General features: G+C 46.6%; 25 protein-coding genes. 12 read left to right on the top strand and 13 right to left on the bottom strand.

Annotation, left to right across the window (positions count from 1 at the left end; all coding sequences use genetic code 11):
* The first annotated feature begins 759 nt into the window (after positions 1 to 759).
* A complete protein-coding gene (locus ACED36_RS06240; RefSeq protein WP_016959691.1) occupies positions 760 to 2,400 on the top strand; it encodes a methyl-accepting chemotaxis protein in 1,641 nt (546 codons plus the stop codon).
* Between the two features lie 126 nt (positions 2,401 to 2,526).
* Positions 2,527 to 3,987: an aminoacyl-histidine dipeptidase gene (locus tag ACED36_RS06245; protein ID WP_017006737.1), complete on the top strand. Its 1,461-nt coding sequence runs from the start codon at positions 2,527 to 2,529 to the stop codon at positions 3,985 to 3,987.
* An 81-nt stretch (positions 3,988 to 4,068) separates the two neighbouring features.
* Here the strand turns inward: ACED36_RS06245 and dinB are convergent, their stop codons facing one another.
* The 10 genes from dinB to bolA form a co-directional block, all read right to left on the bottom strand.
* On the bottom strand, positions 4,069 to 5,127 hold the full coding sequence (gene dinB / locus ACED36_RS06250; RefSeq protein ID WP_371732946.1) for a DNA polymerase IV: 1,059 nt from the start codon (positions 5,125 to 5,127) through the stop codon (positions 4,069 to 4,071).
* A gap of 159 nt (positions 5,128 to 5,286) precedes the next feature.
* Positions 5,287 to 5,508, bottom strand: coding sequence for a (Na+)-NQR maturation NqrM (gene nqrM, locus ACED36_RS06255; protein WP_016959695.1), 222 nt, complete (start codon positions 5,506 to 5,508; stop codon positions 5,287 to 5,289).
* Between the two features lie 10 nt (positions 5,509 to 5,518).
* Positions 5,519 to 6,535, bottom strand: coding sequence for an FAD:protein FMN transferase (locus ACED36_RS06260; RefSeq protein ID WP_017004687.1), 1,017 nt, complete (start codon positions 6,533 to 6,535; stop codon positions 5,519 to 5,521).
* A 257-nt stretch (positions 6,536 to 6,792) separates the two neighbouring features.
* Complete coding sequence (gene nqrF, locus ACED36_RS06265; protein ID WP_016959697.1) at positions 6,793 to 8,016, bottom strand: NADH:ubiquinone reductase (Na(+)-transporting) subunit F; 1,224 nt, start codon at positions 8,014 to 8,016, stop codon at positions 6,793 to 6,795.
* A 31-nt stretch (positions 8,017 to 8,047) separates the two neighbouring features.
* Complete coding sequence (gene nqrE, locus ACED36_RS06270) at positions 8,048 to 8,644, bottom strand: NADH:ubiquinone reductase (Na(+)-transporting) subunit E (protein WP_016959698.1); 597 nt, start codon at positions 8,642 to 8,644, stop codon at positions 8,048 to 8,050.
* Positions 8,645 to 8,651: 7 nt separating this feature from the next.
* On the bottom strand, positions 8,652 to 9,284 hold the full coding sequence (locus tag ACED36_RS06275) for an NADH:ubiquinone reductase (Na(+)-transporting) subunit D (RefSeq protein WP_016959699.1): 633 nt from the start codon (positions 9,282 to 9,284) through the stop codon (positions 8,652 to 8,654).
* Positions 9,277 to 10,068 carry a Na(+)-translocating NADH-quinone reductase subunit C gene (locus ACED36_RS06280; RefSeq protein ID WP_016959700.1) on the bottom strand — a complete coding sequence of 264 codons (792 nt, stop codon included), beginning with the start codon at positions 10,066 to 10,068 and terminating at the stop codon, positions 9,277 to 9,279. Before ACED36_RS06280 ends, ACED36_RS06275 begins: the two co-directional genes overlap by 8 nt.
* A complete protein-coding gene (locus ACED36_RS06285) occupies positions 10,055 to 11,299 on the bottom strand; it encodes an NADH:ubiquinone reductase (Na(+)-transporting) subunit B (RefSeq protein ID WP_371732947.1) in 1,245 nt (414 codons plus the stop codon). The genes ACED36_RS06280 and ACED36_RS06285 overlap by 14 nt, the downstream gene beginning before the upstream one ends.
* A 3-nt stretch (positions 11,300 to 11,302) precedes the next feature.
* On the bottom strand, positions 11,303 to 12,643 hold the full coding sequence (locus ACED36_RS06290) for a Na(+)-translocating NADH-quinone reductase subunit A (RefSeq protein ID WP_035008722.1): 1,341 nt from the start codon (positions 12,641 to 12,643) through the stop codon (positions 11,303 to 11,305).
* A 499-nt stretch (positions 12,644 to 13,142) separates the two neighbouring features.
* On the bottom strand, positions 13,143 to 13,466 hold the full coding sequence (gene bolA, locus ACED36_RS06295) for a transcriptional regulator BolA (RefSeq protein ID WP_371732948.1): 324 nt from the start codon (positions 13,464 to 13,466) through the stop codon (positions 13,143 to 13,145).
* Positions 13,467 to 13,592: 126 nt separating this feature from the next.
* Here bolA and ACED36_RS06300 point away from each other — a divergent pair, with 126 nt between their 5' ends.
* From ACED36_RS06300 to ACED36_RS06335, 8 genes are all read left to right on the top strand, one after another.
* Positions 13,593 to 14,720, top strand: coding sequence for a methyltransferase (locus tag ACED36_RS06300; protein WP_371732949.1), 1,128 nt, complete (start codon positions 13,593 to 13,595; stop codon positions 14,718 to 14,720).
* A 27-nt stretch (positions 14,721 to 14,747) separates the two neighbouring features.
* A complete protein-coding gene (locus ACED36_RS06305; RefSeq protein WP_017004684.1) occupies positions 14,748 to 15,320 on the top strand; it encodes a YajG family lipoprotein in 573 nt (190 codons plus the stop codon).
* Entirely contained in the window at positions 15,320 to 15,889 is a 570-nt protein-coding gene (locus ACED36_RS06310; protein WP_016959706.1) for a peptidylprolyl isomerase, read from the top strand. Before ACED36_RS06305 ends, ACED36_RS06310 begins: the two co-directional genes overlap by 1 nt.
* A 16-nt stretch (positions 15,890 to 15,905) precedes the next feature.
* Entirely contained in the window at positions 15,906 to 16,274 is a 369-nt protein-coding gene (locus ACED36_RS06315; RefSeq protein ID WP_016959707.1) for a hypothetical protein, read from the top strand.
* 48 nt (positions 16,275 to 16,322) lie between these two features.
* Positions 16,323 to 17,717, top strand: coding sequence for an MFS transporter (locus tag ACED36_RS06320; RefSeq protein WP_016959708.1), 1,395 nt, complete (start codon positions 16,323 to 16,325; stop codon positions 17,715 to 17,717).
* A 255-nt stretch (positions 17,718 to 17,972) separates the two neighbouring features.
* Positions 17,973 to 18,737: an outer membrane protein OmpK gene (locus ACED36_RS06325; RefSeq protein WP_016959709.1), complete on the top strand. Its 765-nt coding sequence runs from the start codon at positions 17,973 to 17,975 to the stop codon at positions 18,735 to 18,737.
* Positions 18,738 to 18,856: 119 nt separating this feature from the next.
* The gene (locus ACED36_RS06330) at positions 18,857 to 19,747 is read left to right on the top strand and encodes a 2-dehydropantoate 2-reductase (protein ID WP_016959710.1); all 891 of its coding nucleotides are present in this window, start codon (positions 18,857 to 18,859) and stop codon (positions 19,745 to 19,747) included.
* Positions 19,734 to 20,333 (top strand): DJ-1 family glyoxalase III, encoded by a 600-nt coding sequence (locus ACED36_RS06335; RefSeq protein WP_016959711.1) that lies wholly within the window; start codon positions 19,734 to 19,736, stop codon positions 20,331 to 20,333. The genes ACED36_RS06330 and ACED36_RS06335 overlap by 14 nt, the downstream gene beginning before the upstream one ends.
* A 92-nt stretch (positions 20,334 to 20,425) precedes the next feature.
* On the opposite strand, the gene thiI is transcribed toward ACED36_RS06335, so the two are convergent.
* From thiI to pomA, 3 genes are all read right to left on the bottom strand, one after another.
* The gene (gene thiI, locus ACED36_RS06340) at positions 20,426 to 21,874 is read right to left on the bottom strand and encodes a tRNA uracil 4-sulfurtransferase ThiI (protein WP_016959712.1); all 1,449 of its coding nucleotides are present in this window, start codon (positions 21,872 to 21,874) and stop codon (positions 20,426 to 20,428) included.
* A gap of 129 nt (positions 21,875 to 22,003) precedes the next feature.
* Positions 22,004 to 22,933 carry a flagellar motor protein MotB gene (locus tag ACED36_RS06345; protein WP_016959713.1) on the bottom strand — a complete coding sequence of 310 codons (930 nt, stop codon included), beginning with the start codon at positions 22,931 to 22,933 and terminating at the stop codon, positions 22,004 to 22,006.
* A gap of 10 nt (positions 22,934 to 22,943) precedes the next feature.
* Complete coding sequence (gene pomA / locus ACED36_RS06350; RefSeq protein ID WP_016959714.1) at positions 22,944 to 23,705, bottom strand: flagellar motor protein PomA; 762 nt, start codon at positions 23,703 to 23,705, stop codon at positions 22,944 to 22,946.
* Between the two features lie 351 nt (positions 23,706 to 24,056).
* Between pomA and xseB the strand changes: the two genes are divergently transcribed.
* A complete protein-coding gene (gene xseB, locus ACED36_RS06355; RefSeq protein WP_016959715.1) occupies positions 24,057 to 24,302 on the top strand; it encodes an exodeoxyribonuclease VII small subunit in 246 nt (81 codons plus the stop codon).
* Positions 24,295 to 25,194: a (2E,6E)-farnesyl diphosphate synthase gene (gene ispA / locus ACED36_RS06360; protein ID WP_016959716.1), complete on the top strand. Its 900-nt coding sequence runs from the start codon at positions 24,295 to 24,297 to the stop codon at positions 25,192 to 25,194. Before xseB ends, ispA begins: the two co-directional genes overlap by 8 nt.
* The last annotated feature ends 24 nt before the right edge of the window (positions 25,195 to 25,218 follow it).

Consider the following 25,218-nt stretch of genomic DNA (forward strand, 5'->3'; position numbering starts at 1 on the left):
CCGATCGGTGGCGAAACAAGCGACTTATCATCATCCTGATGATTTAGTCAGTTTAAGGCATACATATTAGAGGGGAATTTAGATTAAGAAATGAACAAACCGTAAATCTGAGACGAGCATACCCCCCATTTACTTCAAGGTGCCTGTTCAATCAGAGACAAAGCCAATATTTCAGAATTTAAGACAAAAAAAACGCCACTAAAAAGTGGCGCCAGATAAAAGTCTGATTTCCAAAATGGAAACGAAATATCTGTTAGAGCGGGGTAATTCTTCTATCAGCAAGCCATTAGTTACTTGCTTTTGTATCCGAACGTCGCCGGATAACGAAAATTATTGGTGTATACGGAACTACGATTCCAGTAATGACACGCAGAGTTGCCTTTCATCATTTGTACCTCAAAAAATTCGAATCGAATAAATGCAGCTTTAGTAAAGCTCGGTTCCGTGGAGACGAATAATTTCGGGTTTATCCATAAACAAATGCTAGCGCATGGCTGTGTCTTTGGGCTCACTGCCCATCCAGAAGACGGTGAGATAGTAGCCTTTACGTTATTTAATTACAATACAAAAAGAGATCTAAATCACATTAACTACTGCATATGAAACGATTGTGTAATTAAATTACACAATAAAAACGTCTCGAAAATAATAATGTTATATGTGGCAACAATTTAGGCTCACATGCTTGCAGCGTAACCAGTTAGTTGAAAAAGTATCCATCCCGAAACAACAAAACAATAGAAATAGGGATTGTTATTGATGCTTGTTGACGTAATTCGAAATATCAATATACGCAACCGCGTATTCTTCCTGGTTGCAATCACACTAAGTGCAATGCTACTGCCGATCTACCTCTTTGCCACTCAGAACTACAACAATCTGATGGTCTTTAAAAAGGATGAAACTAAGGTACTGGTCGATAGTGCTCATAGCTTAGTAAAACATCATTATCAGCGTTTTATCGATGGCGAACTAAGTGAAGCGCAAGCCAAGAAACTCGCTCTCAACGCTGTAGCCTCACTCCGCTATGATCAAAATAACTACTTTTGGATAAATGACAGTCACCCAACCATGATCCTTCACCCTATCAAGCCAAAGCTTAACGGTCAGGATTTGACAACGTTTGAGGATAAGGCTGGGAAACGGTTGTTTGTCGAAATGGCACAGGTTGCCACTCAGTCTGGGGGTGGTTTTGTTGACTACTACTGGAGTAAGCCCAGTTCAGACAATCCCGTCGAGAAAGCGTCTTATGTAAAATTGTTCAAACCATGGGGATGGGTGCTAGGCACTGGCATCTATGTGGATGACGTTGCTACCGCGTTCACCAAAGAACTCACCTTTTTGCTCATCAACGTCTTTGGCATATTGGTCATCGTTCTATTGATCAGTGCCGTCATTGGGCAATCTATCGTTGCACCCAGTACGCAAACGGCCAAAGCACTACGAGACATATCAAGCGGAGAAGGTGATCTCAGCCATAAGCTATCACTCAAAGGGCGAGATGAACTTAGTCAGATAGCCCGCTTTTTTAACCGATTTATCGATCAGATCCGTGGCATAGTCAGCGAGATCAACCCAGTCTCTGACACTATCTCTCGTTCGGCAAATGAGATAACCCGTCTATCCGAGACCTCAGAACGCCTTGCCAACCAACAAAGTACGGAGATAGATAGTATTTCTGCCGCGGTCAACGAATTACTTGCCAGTAATCAGGAGATCGCAACGTCAGCAGCCCATGCTGCGGATGAAGCTCAAAACGCAGCAGACGAATGCAATGGCGGGCAAAGCGTGGTTAATGATATGCGCGAGCAAATGTTGGCAATGGTAGATAGCCTTCAAAGCGCCGCAACCGAAGCCACGGTGTTGGCTGATGATTCTAAAAATGTCGGTAAAGTATTGGACGTTATCCGCACTATTGCTGAGCAAACCAACCTTTTGGCACTCAATGCGGCCATTGAAGCTGCTCGTGCAGGCGATCAGGGACGCGGCTTCGCCGTGGTTGCAGATGAAGTTAGAACACTGGCTATTCGCACTCAACAAAGCACAGACGAGATAGAAAACATCATCACGACATTGCAAACACGTGCCACATCGTTAAATAACACACTCGGTACAACACAAAATCTGTCTAAAGCCACCGCAGAACATAGTCAGCATGTCCTCCACTCTCTGACTGAAATTGATGGTAAAGTTTGCGAAATCACCGCCATCAATCAATCCATCGCGTCCGCATGCCACCAAACGGCGGCGGCCACGGAGGAGATCAATGTCAATCTTCACAACCTTGTCGACAAAGGGAAAGAGACGGTAGAACAAAGTCGCGATTTGACTGAGCAAAGCTTGGCGCTTTCGGCAGTTGGCGTTCAGCTTAAAAGCGCTATCGGGCAGTTTAAGATGTAGGCATTTCATACGATATGTAGCGATATGCTTTTAACAAGGCATACTTTTCGGCTGCAAATTCTGTTAGCTTATTGGCATGCAGTACTGCATGCCTTTTTTCATTCTGTGTTTTTCTGGAGATCACCCGTGTCAGAGATCAGCCAATTGTCGCCGCAACCTGTGTGGCAGTTTTTCGACAAAATTTGTTCCATTCCTCACCCGTCAAAGCATGAAGACCAGCTCGCACAATACATTGTAGACTGGGCAACCCATGAAGGTTTGTCGGTGTGTCGAGATGATGTGGGTAACGTCATCATCAAGAAACCAGCAACACCAGGAATGGAAAACCGAAAAGGCGTGGTGCTTCAAGCTCACATAGACATGGTGCCTCAGAAAAACGAAAACACAGATCATGACTTCGTCACCGACCCGATTCGTCCGTACATTGACGGCGATTGGGTAACGGCAGACGGCACAACGCTTGGCGCAGATAACGGTATGGGCATGGCAACCTGTCTTGCTGTACTTGCCGCCAATGATATTGCTCATGGCTCTCTCGAAGTGCTACTCACTATCGACGAAGAAGCGGGCATGACTGGCGCATTTGGCCTCAAAGAAGGCTGGTTAGACGGTGACATTTTGCTAAACACTGACTCGGAGCAGGAAGGCGAAATTTACATGGGCTGTGCAGGCGGTGTCGATACTTCCATTGCGTTCACCCTAGAGCGAGAAGCACTAGGAGAAGGCTATGTGGGTAAAGCACTGCAAATCAAAGGTCTCAAAGGCGGACACTCTGGTGTTGATATTCACACTGGTCGCGCCAACGCCAACAAACTTCTTGGACGCTTTCTTGCCGGTCACGCTGACGATTTAGGCTTACGCCTTATCTCTATTCGCGGTGGTACATTGCGTAATGCAATCCCACGCGAAGCCTTTGCCCATGTCGCTATACCTGCTGAGAATGCCGAAAAATTAGCGTCACTCTTTATGCATTTTGAAACAGTGCTAAAAGAAGAATTGGCGGCCATTGAAACCTCTATTGCATTATCAGTATTAGATAACGAGATCAGCGAGCAAGCACTGACATCTAACGTACAAGGTCGCATCATTGCCAGTATTAATGCCTGTCCTAACGGCGTGATCCGTATGAGTGATGATATTGACGGCGTCGTAGAGACATCGTTAAATCTCGGTGTGATCACCACAGAAGAAAATACCATGACACTGCTTTGCCTTATCCGCTCACTGGGGGATAGTGGTCGCAGTTATGTTGAAAGCATGCTGCGATCATTGGGTGAACTAGCCGGCGCTGAGGTGACATTCTCAGGCGCTTACCCAGGCTGGAAACCAGATCCAGAATCAGAAATTATGCACATCTTCCGCAAAACCTATGAAGACATCTATGGCCGCGTACCGGACATCATGGTGATCCACGCAGGTTTGGAATGTGGTTTGTTCAAAGAGCCATACCCAAACATGGACATGATCTCTTTCGGCCCAACGATCAAGTTTCCGCATTCTCCCGATGAGAAAGTCAACATTGCTACTGTTGGTCTGTTCTGGGAACAAATGATTGCTATGCTCAGTGCCATTCCGGAAAAAGCATAACTGCATTGGATGCGAGCAGATTAACCACGACAATTATTAGTGTGGGCTAACGAAATATTAAGAGCGCCACTTGGCGCTCTTTTACCATTCAAAACTCAACTGCGCGGCCTTGTCTTTGTCTTCCGATTTAAGCCCGACGTTTAACCCTATCAAACGCACACCTCTTCCTTGTTGGCGAGCTAACGCTTCTTTTAAGAGGTCAGGAAATACATTCGTATCGAAGCACCACTGACGATGTTCAACCGAGGTTAACTGAAAATCGGAAAATTTAAGTTTGACCCCTTGGCGCGCAATGTCCATATCAGGACACACTCGCTTTAAACGCGTTTCCATCTCATCATAAAGTGACTCCATGACGGCCAAGCACTCCGCTTCGGTGTGAATGTCTTCTGGCAAAGTCCGCTCCACCCCCACCGACTTGCGAACACGGTCGGTTTCAACGTCTCTTTCATCAATGCCCTGACATCGATTCCATAACGCATGACCGAATTTACCAAATCGCTGAAGTAATAGATTTTGATCAAACTGCTGAACGTCTTCACCTTTAAATAAGCCAAGTTCATGCAGTTTCACCAAGGTCACTTTACCCACGCCTGGAATTTTCTCCAACGGCAAGTTCTTCACAAATGCATCGATTTCATCCGGCGTGATCACATAGATACCGTCAGGCTTGTTTAAATCAGATGCCACCTTGGCGATGAACTTAACGGGTGCCACCCCGGCTGACGCCGTTAATCCGAGTTCCCGTTTAATCGCTTGTCGAATGTCTTCAGCGATAAGCGTTGCTGAGCCTCTAAATAGTGAGCAGTCACTCACATCAAGATAAGCTTCATCAAGGGATAGGGGCTCTACTTTATCGGTATACCGAGCAAAAATGGCTCGAATTTGAAGAGAAACGGCTTTGTACTTGTTCATGTCACCACGAACTACCGTGAGGTTGGGGCAAAGTTTCTTAGCATGTGCCGTCGCCATCGCTGAGCGAACACCATATTTTCGTGCAAGGTAATTACAGGTCGATATCACACCTCTGCGCGTTTCTGAGCCGCCAATGGCAAGAGGAATATCCCGCAACTCAGGGCTATCACGCATCTCTACAGCGGCATAGAAACAGTCCATATCGATGTGCACAATTTTTTTCATGGATAGAGAGCCTGACAATCAGATACTGTATGTATACACAGCAACCGATGCGGTTGTCAATCTTCGAAGCAAAGGTGTTAGGGGCTTTGGAGGCAGGGAACTACCGATAAAAAAGGCCAGTCTGTGACTGGCCCTCATGAGTCAGATGATTCAAATAGATCAAATGATTTGATTCTTCTTCCACTCAGCTGCTTTGGCAGCACGCGCTTCGCGCTTTTGCCTTGCATCACAAGGTTCTGGACAGTCACATTCTTTTTCAATGCCAACAGAGCCCAGACCACCACAGCTTCCACTGATGGTTTTGCGTTGAATAATGTAGCCGATCGCCATGCCAGCAATCACTAGCAAGAAAACCGAAAACGTTATCAGATACTCAGACATCTCATTACCCTTAACGTGTTAGATATTGTTTAAATGCGTCCGATGCGATTTCTTTAAATCCATTATCGGTCTTTACAATGAAAAATGCTGGAATATTTTCACTGTTAGCCAGCGCAAGTGCATTTTCTGGCCCCATCACCATAAAGGCAGTGGAGAAGCCATCAGCCGTCATACATGATTTATCCAGCACAGTCACCGACACCAAACGATGATTGATCGGCTTGGCTGTTTTTGGATCAATGGTGTGTGAGTAACGTATGCCATCTTCTTCAAAATAATTGCGATAATCCCCTGACGTCGCAACGGCCATATCACCCGGCGCAATTATTTCTTGGACAGTTTGCTGTTCAGTGCTTGGTTTTTCAATCGCGATACGCCAAGGCACACCTTCGGCATTCACGCCATGAAGTTGAAGTTCACCACCAATCTCAACCAAGTAGTTTTTAATCCCTAACTCCGCCAAATAGTTAGCAACCACATCAACACCAAACCCCTTCGCAATCGACGATAAATCGACATAAAGATCAGGGTTGGTTTTCGTCAGAAAATGACCATCAACCTCGATAAATTCGATGCCGGTCATTGCTCTGCGTTCAGCCACTTGAACATCACTAGGCGCGCGATCAGGTCGTCCCTCAGGACCAAAGCCCCAGAGATTCACTAATGGCCCAACAGTAACATCCAGCGCACCCTCAGACAGCTTATTGAGACGAATGGCTTCAGCGACAACCAATGCGGTATCTGCCGACACAGAAAATGGCTCACTGCCTTTTTGCTGATTAAAGCGACTCAACTCGGAGTCCTTGCGGTACGTCGACATTTGGTCGTTCACCCGCTCCAAGCGAATATCGATCTCGGTCTGAATAACATCATGACTTGGCACGTCACCATCCGACATGTATTTCACCGAATAGTAGGTCCCCATAGTAGAACCTGTTAGATGAACTTGTTTTGGTGCTTGTTCACATCCTGTAAGCACAAGCAGGCTGCTTACAATAAGACCGAGAGACAACAGGAATTTTTTCATTACTTCATCCAGTTGGTTGAAATTAGACACACAGACCATGATTACGATGGGAGATTGAGGTCCGCTTAATACGAATCGCAGTATGTATTTGCGGTGAGATAGCAACGTATCTCAGTCGCAGAGACAGCCAATTGATGAGACGCGAAAATATCTACTGAGATTGGTATCTGTGTATTCATATCGATGTGTTCGTATCGATGTATATGCAAAATGGCTGACCCTAAGGCCAGCCATTTGTCTTTTCGACTTAGCGGTGTTTAGCCACCGAAATCATCAAGCAGGATGTTTTCGTCTTCAACACCAAGGTCTTTCAGCATGCCGATAACTGCCGCATTCATCATTGGAGGACCACACATGTAGAACTCACAATCTTCTGGGGCGTCGTGATCTTTAAGATAGTTCTCAAACAACACGTTATGGATAAAGCCAGTGTAGCCTTCCCAGTTATCTTCTGGCAGTGGATCAGAAAGCGCACAGTGCCAAACGAAGTTTTCGTTTTCAGCAGCTAGGCCGTCAAAATCTTCTACATAGAACATTTCACGCTTAGAGCGAGCACCGTACCAGAAAGACATCTTACGCGTAGAGTTCAGACGCTTGAGCTGGTCGAAAATGTGAGAACGCATTGGTGCCATACCTGCACCACCGCCCACAAATACCATTTCTGCATCAGTATCTTTCGCGAAGAACTCACCAAACGGTCCTGAAATCGTACACTTATCGCCTTCTTTCAACGACCAAATGTACGAAGACATAATGCCTGGCGCAACAGTTGGGTTGTTAGGTGGCGGCGTAGCAATACGCACGTTTAGCATGATAATGCCAAACTCTTCAGGGTAGTTCGCCATTGAATACGCACGAATGGTTTCTTCGTTAACCTTGGACTCGTAACGGAACAGGTTAAACTTCTCCCAGTCTTCACGATATTCTTTAGGAACATCGTAATCTGCGTACTTAACGTGGTGAGCAGGCGCTTCGATTTGGATGTAACCACCCGCACGGAAAGGCACTGACTCGCCATCTGGAATTTGCAGCTTCAGTTCTTTGATGAAGGTTGCTTTGTTATCGTTAGAGATAACTTCACATTCCCACTTTTTCACACCAAAAATTTCTTCTGGCAGCTCGATGTCCATGTCAGTTTTCATTGCTACCTGACAGGCCAAGCGCTCGCCTTCACGTGCTTCACCTTTGCTGATGTGATCAAGCTCAGTCGGCAGAATGTCACCGCCACCTGATTTGATCTTCACGCGGCACTGACCACAAGAGCCACCGCCACCACAAGCTGAAGAAACGAATACGCCAGCGCCCGCAAGAGCGGTCAGTAGCTTGCCACCTGGCTGTGTGGTAATTGCCAGATTTGAATCGCCATTTACAGAGATGATGATGTCACCTGAAGGTACCAGTTTTGATTTGGCGAACAAGATCACCAGAACCAATACCAGTACGATAAGAGTAAACATCACTACACCAAGAATAATGTCCATTGACTAATCCTTATATCGCGGTTTACCCGACTTACAGTTGAACACCAGAGAAAGACATAAAGCCCAACGCCATCAAACCTACGGTGATAAAGGTAATACCCAAACCACGTAAAGCAGGAGGAACATCAGAATACTTCATTTTTTCACGAATACCTGCCAGCGCAACAATCGCTAGCATCCAGCCGATCCCCGACCCTGCGCCGTATACCACTGATTCTGCGAAATTGTAGTCACGCTGAACCATGAAAGATACACCACCGAAAATCGCACAGTTAACTGTGATAAGCGGAAGGAAGATACCCAGTGCGTTGTAAAGTGGCGGGAAAAAGCGGTCTAGGACCATTTCCAGAATCTGAACCAACGCCGCGATAACACCGATGAAGGTGATAAAGTTCAGGAAGCTCAGATCAATGCCTGGTGCCAACGCGCCGTCTTTCAAAATCAGGTTATAAACCAGATTATTGACAGGAACAGCGATGGTCAGTACGACGATAACTGCGACACCTAGGCCAAACGATGTTTTTACTTTCTTGGAAACAGCCAAGAAAGTACACATACCTAGGAAGAATGACAGCGCCATGTTCTCGATGAAAATCGAACGAACCATAAGGCTAATGTAATGTTCCATTACGTCCTTACTCCTTCGCTTCTACTTGTTCAGGTTTGAACTCACGTATAACCCAGATCATAAAGCCGATCAGGAAGAACGCTGATGGAGCCAGCAACATCATACCGTTTGGCTGATACCAACCGCCTTCTGAAGTCAGAGGCAGAATAGACACACCAAACAATTTGCCAGAACCCAACAGTTCACGGAAGAAACCAACAGTGATCAGTACGAAGCCGTAGCCAAGACCATTACCAATGCCGTCAATAAATGATGGCAGTGGCGCAGACTTCATCGCATACGCTTCTGCACGTCCCATAACGATACAGTTGGTGATGATCAGGCCAACGAATACAGATAGCTGTTTAGAGATATCGTAAACGTACGCTTTCAAGATCTGGTCAACCACGATGACCAGCGATGCAATGATCGCCATCTGCACGATGATACGTACAGAGTTAGGAATGTGGTGACGAATAGCCGAAACAAACAAGTTAGAAAACGCGGTTACAAACGTAACAGCTATCGTCATAACAAATGCAGTTTCTAGCTTGGTGGTCACTGCCAATGCAGAACACACACCTAGAACCTGAAGGGCAATCGGGTTATTGCTAAGTATCGGCGCCCATAGATTCTCTTTCAGTTCTTTAGTATCAGCCATTGTTCAGCTCTCCCTTTTGAACCATCTTCAGGAACGGGCCAAAGCCATTGTTACCGAGCCAGAAGTCAAATGTGTGCTGAACACCGTTTGAAGTCAGTGTTGCACCCGACAATCCATCTACACCATGGATGTCACCCGGTTGTGCGCCACCTTTAACGATGCGAATTGCTGGCTGACCTTTGTCATCAAACAGCACTTTGCCTTCGAATTGTGAACGCCAGCGTGGGTTTTCAACTTCACCACCCAGTCCCGGAGTTTCGCCTTGCTGGTAGTATGTGATACCACCAACGGTGTTACCGTCAGTCTCAACAGCAACAAAAGCGTACATCATTGACCACAGACCATTACCGTGCATAGGAAGGATCACTTCGTCAGTCCCGCCTTGGTCATTCTTAACCAAGTAGACCTTCGCTAAATTAGCGCGACGACCAATCTTCGCCAAATCTTGCTCTGCAGCAAGCTTGACTGATTGAGAAGGATCCGACGCTGCAACGCGTTGGTCATAAGCTTCAGCTTCAGCTTCCGTACCCGTTAGCTCACCCGTTGAAAGATCAACAAGGCGAGGAACGATGAATTTTTCAAAAGCTTGGTTAACTTCGGTCTTGCTCGCTCCAACAGGAATACCAGCAACAGACAGGATGTTACGCTGAACATCGAGTACTGCATTTTCCTGCTGTAGTGGACGCAAAGACACCGCTGCAAAAGAAACCACGACTGAACAAACTAGGCTCAGCGCGACAACTACGGTCAGCGTTTTTTTAATGCTATCGTTATTGCTTGACACGAGCCAGTCTCCGTTTGATGTTACCCTGAACTACCAGGTTGTCGAACAGCGGGGCAAACAGGTTCGCAAACAGGATAGCCAGCATCATACCTTCTGGGTACGCTGGGTTAACCACACGAATCATCACTGCCATCGCACCAATCAGGATGCCATACCACCACTTCGCTTTATTGGTGAAAGACGCTGAAACTGGGTCGGTTGCCATGAACATCATACCGAATGCAAAGCCACCCAAAACCAAGTGCCAGTGCCAAGGCATGCTGAACATTGGGTTGGTGCTAGAGCCTGCAATATTGAATAGCGTTGCCGTTGCAACAAGACCAATCAACGTACCCAGAATGATGCGCCATGATGCAATTCGCATTGCAACAATCATTGCGCCACCAATCAAGATAGCCAGCGTCGATACTTCACCGATAGAACCAGGGATGTTACCGATGAAAGCATCCATCCAAGTGATCGTGCTACCAGAAACGTTGTTCACTAGTGCGCCTTGACCGCCTGCAGCCCATTGGCTAAGCGCCGTTGCACCAGAGAAGCCGTCAGCCGCAGTCCAAACCAAATCACCAGAGATTTGTGCAGGATAAGCGAAGAACAGGAATGCACGGCCAGCAAGAGCAGGGTTCAGGAAGTTACGACCGGTACCGCCAAAGATTTCTTTTGCAACAACAACACCAAAGGTAATACCTATAGCTGCTTGCCACAAAGGAAGTGTAGGCGGAACGATCAACGCAAACAGGATAGAAGTGACAAAGAAACCTTCGTTGACTTCATGCTTACGCACCATACAGAACAACACTTCCCAGAAACCACCGACGATAAATACCGTCGCGTAGATTGGTAGGAAGTAGGTTGCACCAAGCAACATTTTGCTTGCCCAACCTGCATCAGGAGACAGCGACCCCCCTAGCATTTCTGTTAACCAGTAATGCCAGTTACCACCCACAATGGCTGCAAATTGATCAGCGCTGTACATCGAGTTCAGTGCCATAACAGCCTGATTACCCGAGTTGTACATACCGAAGAACATTGCTGGGAATACAGCCAGCCATACCATGATCATAATGCGCTTCAGATCGATGCTGTCACGAACGTGAGCACCGCGCTTTGTCACTAGACCAGGGGTGTAAAAAAGTGTCGCTGCAGCTTCGTAAAGCGCAAACCATTTCTCGTGCTTACCGCCCGGTTCAAAATGCGGTTCGATATCTTCAAGAAATTTTTTCAGGCCCATCGGTTACCCTTCCTTCTCAATTTGATCAAGGCACTCACGTAGCATCGGGCCAAAATCGTATTTGCCAGGGCAAACAAATGTACACAGAGCAAGATCTTCAGGATCCAGTTCAAGTGCACCTAGCTGAGCCATGCTGTCCAGATCGCCTGCACAGATATCTCGTAGCAAAAGTGTTGGCTCGATGTCCAGTGGCATAACACGCTCATAGTTACCAATTGGCACCATTGAACGCTCACTACCATTAGTGGTAGTCGTCATGTTAAACAGCTGACCTTTAAAGAACTGACTCAAATACGCACGCGTAACTGAGAATTTGTTTTTACCTGGAGTGATCCAGCCAAACAGTTCTTTTTCACGGCCTTCGCGCAACGCACTTAATTGTAAGTGGAAACGACCAAGGTAACCGTGAACACCACCAGCTTGTGTTCCACTTAGTACGGAGCCAGAAATGAGACGGATTTCTCCAGGCATCAATTCGCTGTTTGTCAGCTCATTGATTGACGCACCGATTTGCGTACGGATAAGGCGTGGGTTGTTAACCACTGGACCTGCCAAAGCAATCACGCGGTCGGTATACAGCTCACCCTCAAGGAAAAGCTTACCGAACGCAATCACGTCTTGGTAGTTCAGGTGCCAAACCTGCAACTCTGCGCCAACAGGGCGGAGGAAGTGAATGTGAGTACCCACCAGACCAGCTGGGTGAGGGCCATTAAACACTTGCTCTTCAACGTTAGACTGCGAGCTACGTGGCAGGCTAGACTCACCTTTACACACGTAAACTTTGCCGTCTGTCAGACGCGAAAGAACATCCAAGCCTGCTACAAACGCTTCTTGCTGCTCATTAATGATCAGCTCAGGGTTTGCTGCGAGAGGGTTGGTATCCATTGCGGTGACGAACACAGCAGAAGGTTTCGCATCAACCGCAGGGTTTTTGCTAAATGGACGAGTACGAAGCGCAGTCCACAGACCCGACTCCACCAATTGGTCAACAACCATTTGGCGATCAAGACCTGCAATTTCAGAGGCTTCATATTTATTGAAAGTGACTTGCTCGTTGCCTTCGATTTCGATGACAACAGACTGAAGAACACGTTTTGCACCACGGTTAATCTCAACCACAGTACCCGCTGCAGGTGCAGTGAATTTAACGCCAACATTCTTTTTATCTTCAAAAAGAATCTGACCTTTTTTCACTACATCCCCAACACGAGCATGCATCGTTGGACGCATGCCAACGTACTCTTCGCCTAGCAAGGCGACTTTTGTGATGGCTGAGCCATCATTTATCACCTGAGCAGGAGTCCCTGAAATTGGGATATCCAAGCCCTTTTTTATTGTAATCATACGCACTTGCACTACATTAACGGGAAAAATTCTGTTATTGCGCAGTTGATACACGACTTTCTACTGTTTGGCGGGATGATACACATCCCAAGCCTTCGCAACTTCCTCATCACCAATCCGCAACAATTCCGCGGACGGGGTCAGTTTTCAAGCGATGGATTCTATCATCAACCAAAGATGCTATTCCACGGCAATCACCGTGATGCACCCTGAAATTTCAACAACTGAGCAAACTATCGCCAATTGAGAGTGATAAGTATGAGCCGGTGCACAAAATGTCATGCAAACGTAGTGTGTGAAAAGTGTTACAAAATCAACATAACTCACGAAAGCCTGTCTTAATGTTGAATTGATTAATACACTACATTTCTTAACAATCTGCTGACGACCATTGCCATACACTGAATCCAAAGCCGTTATGTTGAACAGCTGGAAATCTTAGTCGAACATATTACTGCGCAGTATTGGGTTGTTTGTTTAACAGCCCATCGCGATATTATTATTTGTTATCGTGTAAAGACCCACCACGACACGGTGGTGAGTTCGGTGAATGCCCATTCAAATCATGCCACTCACTCTCAGTATATGTATGAATTGCCAATGCATGGATATCATTTTTCAACTCATCCGCCAGTGTTTGGTTTACCGCACGATGCCTTGTGATTAAACGCTGCCCTTCAAAGTCACCACTAACAATTGTCACTTTGAAGTGACTTTCTGACCCAACAGGCACATTGTGCATATTACTTTCATTAAGCACTTCTAAAAAGATAGGCGAAAAAGCAGTGTTCAGTTTCTGCTCAATATTTTTTTGAACAATCATACGTCCCTCTTTTACATATTAGCTTTTTTCTGCATTGTCTTTCTTCGATCGCTGCAAGACAATTGCAGTATTCCTGTCATCTGCGACAATATACCTCATTCTCACAAGCGCTTCGCTGATACCCCCATGAAAACCACATTACAAATCGAAGGCATAGCGTTAGAACTGCGTCGCTATCCCCTTCAAAAAAACGAAACATTACAAGCTTGGGATGCTGCCGATGAATATCTCATCGAGCACATCGAAGCGACAGATTTGGAATCCGGTGCACATATTCTGATCATGAATGACGGATTCGGTGCGCTTAGCTGCTGGGCTTCACTGAAAGGTTACCAAGTCACTGCGGTTAATGATTCTTTGTTATCGCAACAAAGTATTCAACATAACCTGAATAAAAACGCGCTTTCTCATGTTCGGTGTTTGTCATCGCTGGATACACTGCCTGACGATGTCGATCTGGTTGTGATGAAGTTGCCAAAGAACAACCGCCTTTTGATTTGGCAGTTGCAGCAAATTGCACAACTTGAACGCGCCCAACTCACCACGATTACGGGCGCGAAAACCAAAGATATTCATACATCTACACTTAAACTTTTCGAAAAACACTTGGGGTCAACCCATACTTCTTTGGCAAAAAAGAAAGCGCGTTTAGTTTTCTGTAACAAAGAGAAGTCGTTGAATATATTGCCCCCAGCAACGACGTCATTTGATGTTCCGGACTACCAATTGTGTCTGGCAAATCATGCCAACGTGTTTTCTTCAGAAAGTTTGGATATTGCCGCCTATTTGATGCTTCAACACATGCCACATGACGAAAGCATCAAACACATTATTGACCTAGGGTGTGGAAACGGTGTTTTGGCGATTCAAGCGGCGAAGCTAAATCCTCAAGCACGCGTGACTGCCGTAGATGAAAGCCACATGGCAATCGCTTCTGCCTCGCTGAATTTAGCCACTCATGGTATTGAGCCGACAAGAACGCATTGCCTCGTCAATAACTGCCTTGATGACTTTGCACCTGAAAGCGCAGATGTCGTGATGTGTAATCCGCCGTTTCATCAACTACAAGCAGTGACGGATCACATTGCATGGCAAATGTTTTGTGACGCTCAGCGAGTTCTTGAACCCAAGGGCAGAATTGTGGTCATTGGTAATAGGCACCTCGGCTATCATACTAAATTGAAACGTCTTTTTGGCAATGCACAAGTCATTGCTTCCAACCGTAAGTTTGTTATTGTCGAAGCTTACAAATAGCCAGACTCTAAAGGGATGCGTTAACTCATGAAAAAACTTCTGCTTGTTTCCGGACTTGTCATCGGCTTGAGCGCCTGCTCTGCACCTCAAGAGCCTCAATTGACTGTCGCACCTCAACCTACAATTTCACCCGTACCCGTTGCTCAAAACAAATCTGTTGCGGTTGAAAGTCGTGATTTACGAACCGCGCAGTTTGTCGCGGTTGTAGATAATGGCCGTAAAAATGTGCAACCCATTCAATCCACATCAAATGTGCGTGTCGTTCTGGAAGATGCACTCACCCGACAGCTAAACTCTCAAGGCTATCGTGTTATTACCGAGGGCAAAGGAAAACTTCGCTTAGATCTGCTCGACGCATTGGTGAAAGTGGAGCACTCAGTGTTCTCACACGACATGATTACCAATGTGCAGATCCAACTGGTTGCAGAAACCGGTGAAAACAAATTTGTTAAGCGCTACACAGGTAAATCAACGTCTGAAGGCGCGACCAGTGCGTCAGTTGAAGATATGGAAATCGCACTTAACAGTCTGCTAGAAGCCGTGTTGCAAGACATTGCTCAAGACAAACAACTGATGACCTTTATGAACGAGAACTTTTAATGCGAGCTTTGTTTAAATCAATCGTTGTTGCGGCAACAATGACGTTGGCACTTCCTACACTGGCTGCCAATCCTATTGTTGATGTAGAAACCAACATGGGCAATTTCAAGCTGGAGCTTTATCCAGATAAAGCGCCCAAGTCCGTTGAGAATTTTTTACGTTATGTCGAAGATGGCAGTTACGTAGATACCCAGTTTCATCGCGTGATAAAGGGGTTTGTGGTTCAAGGTGGCGGCTATGATGCTTCTTTTAATCCGCGCCCGAGCACTTATGGTGAAGTGGTTAACGAATCAAAGAACGGATTGAACAATGACCGCGGCACCATTGCGATGGCGCGTAAATCCACGCCAGATTCAGCCACGCGACAGTTCTATATTAATCTACAAAATAACAGTAACTTGAATGGTTCTACCAACAAGTTTGGTTATACCGTTTTTGGTAAAGTGATCTCAGGTTTCAACGTTATCGAAAACATGGCGAACACGAAAACGGTCACAATCGCTCAAGCTGGCATGCGAGATGTTCCACAGCAACCTATACTAATTGAGAAAATTATCATTACCAATTAGTCGTAGGAATCAGGGAATGCTAAAACTCATTGCAGACAATCCCGAACCTGAAATAAATCAAGCACTCGCCGATGAGCATATTCACACTTATGCCCCGGCGTTTGCCGCTGAAGTCATCCGCTTCATTTTAAGGCAATCGCCTTATGATGAGCTGAAAGATATATGCCGTCAGCAGTTTATTGATTGGTGGAAGCTTTCGATGCCCAGCGGCTCACCAAAAGACAACTATGAATCTGTTTATTGGTACTTGTTGTACTTAATCGAGTCGAGACGAGAAGATGAATTACGTGGTAATCGCTTCGCCAATCGGCGCGTAAAAGAATGTGCTTGTTATTTGATGAACAAGGGAAAATTTCCTGATTACGCGCGTGGCATTCGCCCTTGAAGCACGGTAGCATGACGTTACTTATGTTACTCACAAGGACGTCACTACATGTCCCAAGCACCATCCCCTACTTGGCGAGAAACCGTTCACAGTTACCTTGACCGCCGACTCTTATGGGTTTTTCTTCTTGGCTGTGCAAGTGGCTTTCCTTGGCTTTTAATTGGGTCAAACATGTCGGGTTGGCTCAAGGATGCAGGTCTCACTCGAACAGCGATTGGTTTATTTGGCTCCATCTTTGTGGTTTATGCCATTAACTGGATGTGGGCGCCGCTCATTGACCGAATTAAACTTCCCTATCTTTACAATAAACTAGGTCAGCGTCGCAGTTGGATCGTGCTCATGCAATCGATCATGTTAGTGTGCACCTTATTTATTGCAAACACCGACCCTTCATTCAACTTGTGGCTCACCTCGGTGCTGGCGCTTACCATTGCCCTTGCATCATCGACTCAAGATATCGCCATTGATGCCTTTCGTATCGACAGCTTCAAGGAGCAGGAAAAGTCTAAAATGCCTCAAGCTGCTGCCATGGCCGTCATTGGATGGTGGACAGGCTACAGCCTCCCCGGTTATTTCGCTTTCATCAATGCTGATAGCATTGGTTGGAATGGTGTGTATTACGGGATGGCCGTCTTTATTGGACTATTAATCCTATTTACACTTTTCGTCGGGGAACCCGATTCTGAGCGTGAAGCATTGCAGGCAGAAGCCGAAGCGCGCTATGCAAAACGACTTAAACATGGCGAAAACAGAGTCTTGCTATGGTTGTCAGTCACCCTCGTTGAGCCTTTTGCGGAGTTCTTTCGCCGAAACGGCGTGAAAGTCGCATTAACCCTGCTGTTATTCGTTTTCCTGTTCAAAATTGGAGAAGCATTCCTTGGTCGAATGTCGATCGTTTTTTACAAAGAAGTCGGTTTCAGTAACGAACAAATTGGCCACTATTCCAAACTCATTGGCTGGGGCGCCATGGTGGTGTTCACCTTGATTGGTAGTGCTATCAACGTTCGTTTCGGCGTGGTGAAAGGGCTGCTGATTGGTGGTATTTCCATGGCAGCTAGCAATCTTATGTTTGCGCTCATGGCGCAAGTGGGTCCAAACGAAGATTTATTCCTCGCCACTATCATTGTGGATAACTTCACGAGTGCTTTTGCGACGATTGCATTTGTATCCTTCTTGACCTTCCTAACAGGACGCGCCTTTTCGGCCACACAGTATGCTCTGCTCGCATCGCTAGGCAACTTAGGTCGGACAACCCTGTCATCGTTTAGTGGTGCCACTGTCGATTGGATAGAAGGCTTTGAGTGGCTGCATGACATTACATGGCTCAATCCATGGTCATTCTTCTTTATCCTCACCACGGTCATGGTGTTACCAAGTCTCGCCATGATTATTGGGCTCAGACATCACTTCCAAGCACTTACTGACAAGCAAAACCTCACTTAAATGTGTTTAATCCGCGACGCCTGTCGCGGATTACCCCCCCTCAAACCTGTTGAATCCTTTATCCCTGTCATCTTTTGAAACACTTATCTCTCATGTAATCCATTTCAACGAGATCTAAATCACATTTAGCAAACGATTGCGATTTCATTGCATTTTCTTTTTTGAACTTTCCCATAGAATGGCGCTCGCAACGGCGAGGTCCAACCATTTGGTGTCTTTGCCACTCCAATCCTTACGATGTAAAGAGAGCTAACGATGCGTAAATCTGTAGTAGCACTGAGCGTTCTGGCAGCAGCAGCGGCTGTCCCTGCACAAGCGGAATACCTATTTGGTTTTGGTGGCATGTATGCTGACTACCAAGTTTGGGATCATGGTATTGGTAACGATAACGATAACTTCGGTGGCGACATTTCAGATCGTAACCAAGCTGTAGTCGGTATCGAAGGCGGCGCAGGCTTTACTTGGGGTCAAATCTACGGCTTCTACGACTACGAAGGTGTGGATCGTGGAACAGGTAACCGTGGTGCATCTGCAAAAGGTACTATCCACTACAACCTGACTGACTCAGGTGTAAGCCTTTACGCTCAGATTTACAACACTGACAAAGACGAAGACGGCCGCGGCGGTGCGCTTCACGAACAAAACCGTGTACTAGGTTTAGGTTACACTGGCCTTAACGGTGACGGTTGGGCATTTACGCCATTCATCGGTGTTCACGAAATCAACTCTGGTGACATTAAAGGCGCAAACGGCGGTATGGCTGGTTTCGTAGGTTTCTACAACACCAACATCGGCAGCCAGAACTTTACGTTCTCTTCTTGGGCTGAATACGAGTTTGGTCGCCAAGAAGCATACGCAGCAGTGCAAGGCGATGACTGGGGTCTAAACGGCTCTGTTAACGCAATGTGGAACATCAACCAAAACTGGTCAACGGGCGTACTTTACCGTTACACCGTAAACAAGTTGGCGCGTAAAGATTACCAAGACATCATGATCTACCGCGTACAATACAACTTCTAATTTATAGAAGTATAAAAGCGCTTCAAGAGGCAGCCTTCAGGCTGCCTTTTTTGTTTTCCATTCGATGAAAGAACCAATAATGGTATGCTGGTTTTCGAAACAGGAAAGAGGAATAAAAAATGCATTTCACGATTGTTGGCACCGGTGCAATCGGTTCGCTTTGGGGCTTAAAGCTACGACAAGCAGGCCACCAAGTGCACCTTCTCACTCGCCATCAAGAAGTCACGCTTGAGCGCGGTTTTGAGAAGGCTCAGCCAGTGTATTTTGCTGCCAACCAGCCAGATTTACTCAAAGACAGTGATTGCATAGTAATCTGCGTGAAAGCATTTCATGTCGAAGCCGCGATACACCGCATACTTCCTAACCTGCATCCTGATATGCCCGTGGTACTGATGCACAACGGCATGGGAACCACTGACACGGCGCTACGTTTAGTGAGCAACAATCCTTTGCTGTTTGCTACCACGTCTCACGGCAGCCTGATGTTGTCCTCTACCGAAGTTAAACATACGGGCATTGGTGAAACGCGAGTGGGTGGCATTAACGCACTTGGTAAGCGCTGCGGTTTTCTCACGGACGTATTAGATCACGCACTCTCCCCGTGTTGCTGGGATGAGCATATCCAGCAAGCGCTTTGGCACAAGCTCGCTATCAATTGTATGATCAATCCATTGAGCGCCATTGATCAAATACCGAATGGGGACCTGTTGCTTCCGTGTTATCAGGAGCAACTGCTTTTACTCAGCAAAGAAATTGCCCAAGTAATGAATACAGAAGGAATAGCGACCAGCGGTGACGACGTTCTTCACAAAACACTGGACGTTGCTCAAGCGACCGCAAGTAACTACTCGTCGATGAATCGCGATATCTTCCACCAGCGACGCTCAGAGATTGATTTCATTACGGGCTATTTAATCAAAAGAGCTGCATTACACGGTATCGCCACACCAAAAAATACGGCGCTCTACAAGGCTATCAAGAATTTGGAATCATCCTATGACAACACCTAGTGTATTGGTGTGCCTCGCTCCAGGCACGGAAGAAATTGAAGCCGTAGCTGTGATGGATATTATGGTACGAGCCGGTTTTAACGTCACTACCGCCAGTGCGGCAGAAGATGGAAATCTTACCGTGACTTGCTCACGCGGCGTAAAGATCCTTGCCGACGCACCATTAGTCAAAGTCGCTGACGAAGAGTACGACTGTATTGTGGTACCCGGTGGAGTCGAAGGCGCGACGTGTTTGGGCGAAAGCGCGTTGGTACTGGAAATGCTCCGTCAGCAGCACTGCGATCAAAAATGGGTAGCGGCTATCTGCGCAGCCCCTGCGTTAGTACTCGAGAAAAACGGCTTGTTCCCTGATGCACACAAAGCGTGTCACCCTGCGTTTATCGAACAGATTAACGAGGAAAAGAGGAACACTAAGCGTGTATTTACCGATCACGACCACAAACTGATCACCAGCCAAGGTCCGGGCACTGCGTTGGAATTTGCCGTTGAGATTGTGTTGGTATTGGCTGGAAAAGAAAAAGCGAAGGAAGTCACCGATCCTATGGTGATGATCCCGAGCCTTCACTATGACAAGAAGTTTGCGTAGTTAATCCAAGCCCTTACAATAAAACAAAAAGCCAGCATACATGCTGGCTTTGGTTTTCTCGACTCTATGAGATGCGCTTCCTAGGACCGGCTTTAAGGGCGATATACCTTCACATTCGCGTAGCCATTTTCTTGCAAATACAACGCTTGCAATCGGCTCATTACGCCTCGGTCACAGTAAAGCAAATAGGTCTTGCTCTGATCTAAATCGCCAAACTTGGTTGCCAATTTGAAGAAAGGAATGTGAGTGACTTCCACACCGTCAATCACCAATGGGTTACCATCTTCTTCATCAGGGCTGCGAATATCTAGCACCACTGCACCATGAGCAATTTCATCAACCAGTTCAACGTCTGGCGCTTTTTCTTTACTTTGCTTTTCAATCTCACGAATATCAATGGTACGTGCATCACGTACCACCTGATCGAGAATATCAAAGTTGAAGTTCGCTTCTTCAATATCTAGCTTCGCTTTCTCGGCCTTGATCGTTGGCTTACGAGAAATCACACCACAGTACTCTGGCATGGTTTTAGCAAAATCTTCAGTACCGATATGGCGCGCCATATTGATGATGTCTTCTTTGTCCCAGTTGATCAAAGGACGCAGGATTAATGTGTCGGTCACGTTGTCGATATGACGAAGGTTGGTCAGCGTCTGGCTAGAGACCTGCCCTAATGCTTCACCTGTCACCAACGCTTGAATACCGTTTCGCTCAGCCATCATCGATGCAGCACGCATAAACATACGTTTTAGTACTACACCCATCTGACCATCTTCAACCTTTTCCAAGATCTCAGCCACAACAGGTTCAAAATCGATAGAGACAAATTTCACCTTTGCAGAAGAACCAAATTTCTCCCACAAGTAATAAGCCGTTTGTCGAACACCAATTTCGTGTGCCGCACCACCAAGATTAAAGAAGCAGTAATGCACCTTACTGCCGCGCTTAATGTGAAGATAGCTCGAAACGCCTGAATCAAAGCCACCCGAGATCAAACTCAGCACTTCTTCTTGTGTACCTAGCGGGAAGCCGCCCAAGCCTTTAAAGCGCTCGCGCACAACGTTGACATTTTCTCTATCCACATCAAGGTGAACGGTGATGTCAGGGTTCTTTAATCGGACACTCGCAGATTCAACATCTTGATTCAACCCACCCCCCACGTAGCGCTCTACCTCAGTAGAGGTAAATGGATGATTACCACGACGCTTAGCGCGCACACAGAATGATTTACCTTCCAGTTGGTGGCTTACTGTTGCAGCGACGATCTCATAGATGTTGTGCAAATCAGTGAATGGCGTTTGTTCAACTTCCAGCACATGGTGAATACCTGGCGTATTCGTGAGGACTGAAAGTGCAATATCACGATCAGAAGCATTTTTCAGCGAAACCTCGATATGGTCACGACGGTTGAATACCGCCACAGCATCTGACTTTCGCTTAAGAATAGTTCTGATGTTCGATTCCAGAATTTTCGTGAAGCGCTTCCGTACAGATTCACTTTTAACCATCACCTCAGGGTGAATTTTTACGATAAATTTCATATCAGGTTTCGCTACAGCTTCTTTAAAGGCGCGGATTATACATCAAGCATAACGTATTCGAAATAACCGACTAAAACGAAAAAGGCAGTGCCTTCGCACTGCCTTAGTAACATAAGCGCATCGATGCGCTTAATTTTCCTGAATAGGTTGCACAGGCGTATCTGCTGAAATTTCATCAGATTCTCGTGGCTTACCTTGCATAACAGCAATTTCCACACGGCGGTTTTGTGAGCGATTCTCTGGCGTATCATTCGCCACACGAGGCGTCGTACCCGCCATCCCTTCTACTCGCATTCGCATCGGGTCAAACCCGTCTACTTTTTCCATCTCCTGAGCCACCGACACAGCGCGCTGCGCGGACAAATCCCAGTTGGAACGGTAGAGCTCTGAATCCAACGGCGTATCATCGGTATGGCCGGAAACTCGGACAATACCGGGCACATCTTTGACCAAACCAGCAATTTGTCGCACCAATGGCCTAAACTTCGGCTGTAAGAACGCGGAGCCCGCAGGGAAAGCACCATTTTCACGAATACGAATAATCAGCTGCTGGCCAAGGTTTTCAACCTCAACAGCCCCTTCTTCTACTTCCCGCTCTAATGCCTGCACGACCATTTGCGCGGTACTGGACATCTGTTCGGTGTCTTGTTCTTGCTCTTGCATCGACGCTTCAGTCGCGGTTGAACCACCATCTAGTTTGGCGGACTCACGTTGAGAGCCACCCGCTCTGTCAGATTCACCATCCTGAAAATCCAATGACCGCTGTGTCATGTCGATGGTCTGCTGCATAATCACTTCAATGGGTGTCGGCTCAGGGCGACCAGGGCGAAATTCTTGCGCAATCACACTGGTACCTTTGGGTATGTCTTTCACTTCAAGAAGATTTTGCACACCAAACGCAAATTTCATTGAGCCCGCGATTTGCTTGAACTTCAGTACGTCCATTTCCGAAAACGAAAGGAGCAGTACGAAAAAGCACATCAATAGCGACATCAAATCCGCGAACGTACCCATCCAAGCTGGTAGGCCTGGGGGGGGACATTTGCATTCTTCTTCCATACCAGACTCCTTATGCGTCTACGTCAACGGCGCGTTTTTTCTCGTTGAGGTAGTTTTTCAGGTAGCCATCGATAACGCGTGGGTTTTGACCATCTTGTATCGCAAGCAAACCGTCCATAATTAAACGACGATTCAGCTTTTCCTGATCTTTGCGTAAACGCAGTTTGTCCGCGATAGGGATCGCGATCATATTCGCGAGCATCGCACCATAAAGTGTTGTAAGAAGTGCTACCGCCATTGCGGGACCGATCGCCTTGGGATCATCCATGTTTGAAAGCATGGCGACCAGACCAACCAGTGTGCCGATCATCCCCATCGCTGGTGCAACGTCAGCGAGCGCACTATAAAATTGAGCCCCTCCATCATGGCGTTCATCCGTCATGAGGATATCTTTTTGCAGTGTCATCTTAACAACTTCAGCATCGTGACCATCCACCAGCATGTCGACACCTTTCTTCATAAAAGAGTTAGTCACTTCCATCTCTTCTAATGCAAGAAAACCGCCTTTACGTGCTGCGTCTGCCATTTCAACTATTTTGGCAATCAGATCTTCTGGGTCATCAGCTTTGAACATAAAAGCCTTGCCCGCAATTTTGAAAGCACCGAAGAACTGCCCCATTGGGTATTTCATCATCACAACGAAAAGACTACCGCCAAATACAATCAGCGCAGACGGGACGTCGGCAAACATACTCAAAGTACCACCGAGTAGCATCGCCATTATGATGAAGGCAAAGGCGCCAATAAGTCCTATGAGTGTCGCCAGATCCACAGAACGATCCCCTTAATTTTCGACAAAAGAGTGAATGTTGAAGTATGAATAACGCTATTCGCTGACCAAGTTATCGGCAGCAACAAAAATAGATTTAGCGCGTATTAATGATTTTATACCCAACTCGTCTCAAGATGCAGATTTCGTTCGCAACTTTAAGCTCAATCTCCAGTATTAAGCAAAAACCCTCGCAGAACGAGAGTAAATCGGTCTTTCTTTCTCTTCATTTTTCGCTCACGCAACGAATTCACCTTGAAATCCCTTTTAGATACACAGAAATTCGTTCAAGAGTTTGACCCCTATCAGGCACTGAGTTAACTTCTCCGCCATTCCCTACTATCTAGGATTATCATGGCGACCAAGAAACCAGAAAACATGACCTATGAGGAAACCCTCAAGGAACTAGATACGATTGTTAATGGCCTAGAAAATGGCGAACTGCCGTTAGATGTGGCACTAAAACAATTCGAACGCGGTATTTCGCTCGCCCGACAAGGTCAAAAAACCTTGTCGGATGCAGAGCAACGCGTCGAAATCCTTCTTGCACAAGACGACAATACCCCTTTAGAGCCCTTTGAAGACGCGCGCGATGAGTAACAACGATTTAAAATCCACTCTTCTTCATTATCAACAACGCAATAATGAGCAATTAGGGCTTTGGATTGATGCGCTAGGTAACACTGACCAATCTTTAATTAAGGCCATGAAGTACGGCACATTAATGGGAGGGAAGCGCGTTCGCCCTTACCTCACCTACGTCACTGGCCAGTTGTTTGGCATGGCTGACGATGCGTTAGATACGCCTGCTGCTGCCGTTGAATGTATACACGCCTATTCACTGATCCACGATGATTTGCCCGCCATGGATGACGACAGTCTGCGTCGCGGCCAAGCGACCTGCCATATTGCCTTTGATGAAGCCAATGCGATTCTTGCTGGCGATGCACTGCAAACCTTGGCGTTCAGTATTTTGGCAGACGGCAAGCTTTCGACTGAAGGTGACACTTACCGCATTCATATGGTCAAAGAACTGGCAACCGCTTCGGGTGCCATGGGCATGTGTCTTGGTCAAGCGCTCGACTTGGCGGCAGAAGGGAGGCAGGTCGATTTAACTGCTTTAGAAACTATTCATCGCAACAAAACGGGGGCTCTGATACGCTGTGCAGTCAGATTGGGCGCTTACGCCGCTGGTAATAAAGGGGTTGCCTGTCTTACACAACTTGATACCTTTTCAAATGCCATCGGCCTTGCCTTTCAAGTGCAAGATGACATTCTGGATATCATCAGTGACACAGAGACGCTCGGTAAGCCTCAGGGGTCAGATCTAGCGGCAGAGAAAAGTACTTACCCTGCTCTTCTTGGTCTTGAAGGCGCGCAAGAAAAAGCCGCGCTTTTGTATCAGGAAGCACTACAGGCTCTGCATGCGATCCCCTACAATACAGAGCAATTGGAGCTGTTCGCCCGGTACATCATCGAGCGAAATAATTAAAAGCAATGACGTTGCGCCAAAACG

The organism is Enterovibrio sp. FF113 (assembly GCF_041439165.1).
In the GTDB taxonomy this organism is placed as follows: Bacteria; Pseudomonadota; Gammaproteobacteria; order Enterobacterales; family Vibrionaceae; genus Enterovibrio; species Enterovibrio norvegicus_A.